At 37.9% G+C, this 3,418-nt stretch carries 2 protein-coding genes and 2 pseudogenes; 1 reads left to right on the top strand and 3 read right to left on the bottom strand.

What is annotated here, in order from left to right; translation table 11 throughout:
* Positions 1-207 precede the first annotated feature (207 nt).
* The 3 genes and pseudogenes from ACP4IT_RS12490 to ACP4IT_RS12480 all read right to left on the bottom strand — a co-directional run bounded on the left by ACP4IT_RS12490 (position 208) and on the right by ACP4IT_RS12480 (position 2,922).
* Positions 208-627, bottom strand: coding sequence for a transposase (locus ACP4IT_RS12490; protein WP_411348113.1), 420 nt, complete (start codon positions 625-627; stop codon positions 208-210).
* 485 nt (positions 628-1,112) lie between these two features.
* Positions 1,113-1,568, bottom strand: coding sequence for a transposase (locus ACP4IT_RS12485; protein WP_225364052.1), 456 nt, complete (start codon positions 1,566-1,568; stop codon positions 1,113-1,115).
* 919 nt (positions 1,569-2,487) lie between these two features.
* Positions 2,488-2,922 (bottom strand): annotated as a pseudogene (locus tag ACP4IT_RS12480) (DDE-type integrase/transposase/recombinase).
* Positions 2,923-3,196: 274 nt separating this feature from the next.
* Here ACP4IT_RS12480 and ACP4IT_RS12475 point away from each other — a divergent pair.
* Positions 3,197-3,418, top strand: a pseudogene (locus tag ACP4IT_RS12475) (FAD-dependent oxidoreductase); the annotation flags it as partial.

Genomic DNA, 3,418 nt, shown 5'->3' with positions numbered 1-3,418 from the left:
CCAGCTACAGATGATCTGGTGGGCTCCATTCGAGAGAAGAAGGCTTAGTATCTGGATGAGATATCGGTGAATCATTGCGTCATCACGAATGTACTTTAGAACAAAATGGCCATCATTAACGATGGCTCAGTAGCAAATAAAAACTAGCCTTGAGTCATTTTAAAGTGCATGAAGTGCAACACAAAAGTTAGACAAAAGTAAATATTATTATGCCGCTAAGGTATGTTCTCGATACTCACACGGGGACATACCCTTTATTTTTGATGAGATTCGTCGGTAATTGAACCAATTAACATATTCTAAAGAAACTGCTTTTAATTCGGCTAAGCCTTTACACGGTGAGAATCCAGCCAAACATTCGGTCTTATAAAGGTGAAAAAAGCTTTCAATCGGGGCATTATCATGACAATTTCCCTTGCGGGACATACTTTGGATAAATTCATGTTCAGATAATTTTTTTGTATAGGAATCTAGTTGGTAATGCCATCCTTGATCGGAATGAGTGATGGGTTGAACATTACTTGGTAACTTATTGATTAATTCATCAACGGTCTTGGTTATTAGAATGCAATTGGGACTATTACTGATTTGAAATGCTAAAATTTCCTTGCTGGCCTCGTCGGTAATAGCTGAGATATAAGCTCATCGTGGTTCGCTAAGCGAATTTGCGTAATATCTGTATGGAGTACTATATAAGGCTTAGCCTGTTTAAAGTCTTGTTCCAAGAGATTTTCGGCGATCTTACCGACGGTACCCTTATAAGAGGAATATTTACTACTGTTCTTGTTCCGGTTATAAAGACTCACTTGTACGCCCAATTCATCCATTAGTCGACAACCGCATCTGCGATATGAACATCAAGCTTAATTAGTTCATCTTGAACCCACCGGTAACCGTAGGTTAACCGACCACGATACTTACCATTTTCAGCATATTTATCATTATGATTTTTGATCCCTTTACGTTCATCATTATGCGTGGCCTTCTTAAGCCCAATGGCACTAAGTATATCGCCAATTCTATAACGTTGTTTCTTGGGTAACTTGACTTGATCCGCCCTGATCTGATCAACTATTTCTTTTTTTTGATGCCCTTTGAAGGTCCGAACAGGGTCATTGATTTTTTAGGATGTCATTCTCCAACTTTGTGTCATAGAATTCCTGATTCTTTTGAGCGATCTCGCTTCGTAAACGCTCGATTTCACTCTGTTTTTCTAATTGACGAATCTGTTTTTTAGAACGTTTCGTTTTGGTTGACCTACCTTTGGGATGAGGCTCTAAGCTAGAATAGCCGTCTCGAATAAGCGTTTTTCGCCAAACACTAATCTGACAGGCTAAAACGTTGTATTTTCCGGCAACCTCGGCTAAAGACTCATCATGAGTTTGGTAGTAGTTTATCACATACCATTTAAATTCTGCCGAGAACTTACGCCGAGTTTTGTACCGCTTAAGTGTTTCAATGCCGTTCAGATGATATTGTTGAAGCCATCGATTAACTTGTCGCTTGGGTAATTGATGATTTCTTGCTAGTTCCGCTCCGGAAGTACCGTCGCTGAGATGTTCATTTATAATTTGAGCTTTTAAAACAGAACTATTATTTAACCATGAAAAAAGTACCTCACAATCGTTAGACTTCTTTGTCTAACAATTATGAAGCACTTCACTAAAGGGCATTTTTAACTCTGCACAAATTGATGAAGGTAGTATCTGAGGTGATTGGTACAAGCAATATAATAACACGGATTAAGGCATAAGAAAAGCCCCTACAAGACCAAGAGTAAGGGCCAACTAATCATACATGAAAGGGCATTTTCATGCACTTAAATATTAACACTTTTTTACGTAATAAAAAAGCACTCTAGAAAGGAACTAGCGAGCTTTTTTAAGGCAAAGATTTTCTGGAATAAAATCTAAGCAAGAGGTAGATTAACTCTGGGACACTCAGAGTATAACACTTCTTCAGAACAAGAAAAGCCCCCTACCAGACTGATAGCAAGTACTCACAAAACGTAAATGAAAGAGCATCCTCATGCAAACAATATGATATCACAGATGAAAGTAATAAAAAAGCCCTTACCCATGGGGGATAGGGACTCCTTCAATCAATCAACACACATGCACGTACACAGAGATACCTCTCCATGCACTTATATACTACCACCAACTAGTACAGGGTTGCAACAATCCATAACCCAATCCAGTCAATGGCACATACAGCACCAATGAATCCCCAGTTGAGAAAAGTGGATACCAGAAATATCCAAAAGCAGGATTTCCGTAGCGTTTTCAAGTCGGCATAACTAAGTTGTGACTTACATTCCTCTTTTCTACGTTTGGATCTCTGTACCCGATTTTCATGATGATACCATCTGGACATTGACGCAATCTTAAAAATATCTCGAAATATTTCTATTACTTTCTTCTTATGGTTCTGGTGCAAAATTATAAATGGGCTCACATGAATTGATCGTTCTGGGCTATAGGCAGTTTACGCTGCCAGCATTTGTTTTAATTCATTGATCACTGAAAAACCAAGGAGACTTCCGTTTCTTCGGTTTTCTTTCCTCATTGCGTGAATAACTTCAACTCCAGCCAGGGTACTTGCTGCCGTGCGTATGTTTTGAAATCCTGCTGACTGACGATGTCTTTTGATAAATCGATGATCTTGTTCAATTAAATTGTTGCGCTATTTGGAACATTGATGGGCCTTTAGGTCCATCAAACCGTCTTTAGCCACAGGTTTAATTGCTCTGAGCGTTGCGCCATAGTGGTGAACTAAGCGCATGATCGTTGTATGGTTTACCGAAACACCCCGATCAGCCATAATTTCAACGATATCACGATAGCTTAAATTAAATCTAAAATAATAGCCAACGGCTAATGTGATGATATCTCGATTAAAATGACGACCTTTAAACCCAATTCATGTCATCAACTCTCAAGAAATTTCTTTCATTCTACCAAATTATGGGTGCTACTAAAGCTTTGCACCAGAACCGTTTCTTGTTGGTGGACGATCTAGATTGTTAAAATAGTAAATTTATTTCTCAACAAATTTCATTAGTTCCTAAAAGGAGTATTTTTAGTTGAATTTGATTGACTTATTTTTAGAATGATTCTAAACTATATTTGGACCTTTTTTGTAAGTAGATTCATCTTATTATTTGTCACCCATCTATTAGGAGGCTATATTTTTTATGTCGAAGACAAAAGTTATTGTTGTTGGTGCCTCGCACGGCGGCCATCAGTCGGTTTTGGAACTTACTCACAAATACTCAAACCTAGATATTAAACTCTTCGAAGCGGGAGATTTTATTTCTTTTATGTCCTGTGGTATGGAATTATATTTAGAAAACAGTGTAACGAGTATTAATGATGTCCGTAATTTTAAACCTGCAGATCTCGAAAAATTTGGGACA

Source organism: Levilactobacillus sp. LN180102, assembly GCF_050106635.1.
Taxonomy (GTDB): domain Bacteria; phylum Bacillota; class Bacilli; order Lactobacillales; family Lactobacillaceae; genus Levilactobacillus; species Levilactobacillus brevis.
This window is presented reverse-complemented; position numbering and strand designations above follow the sequence as displayed.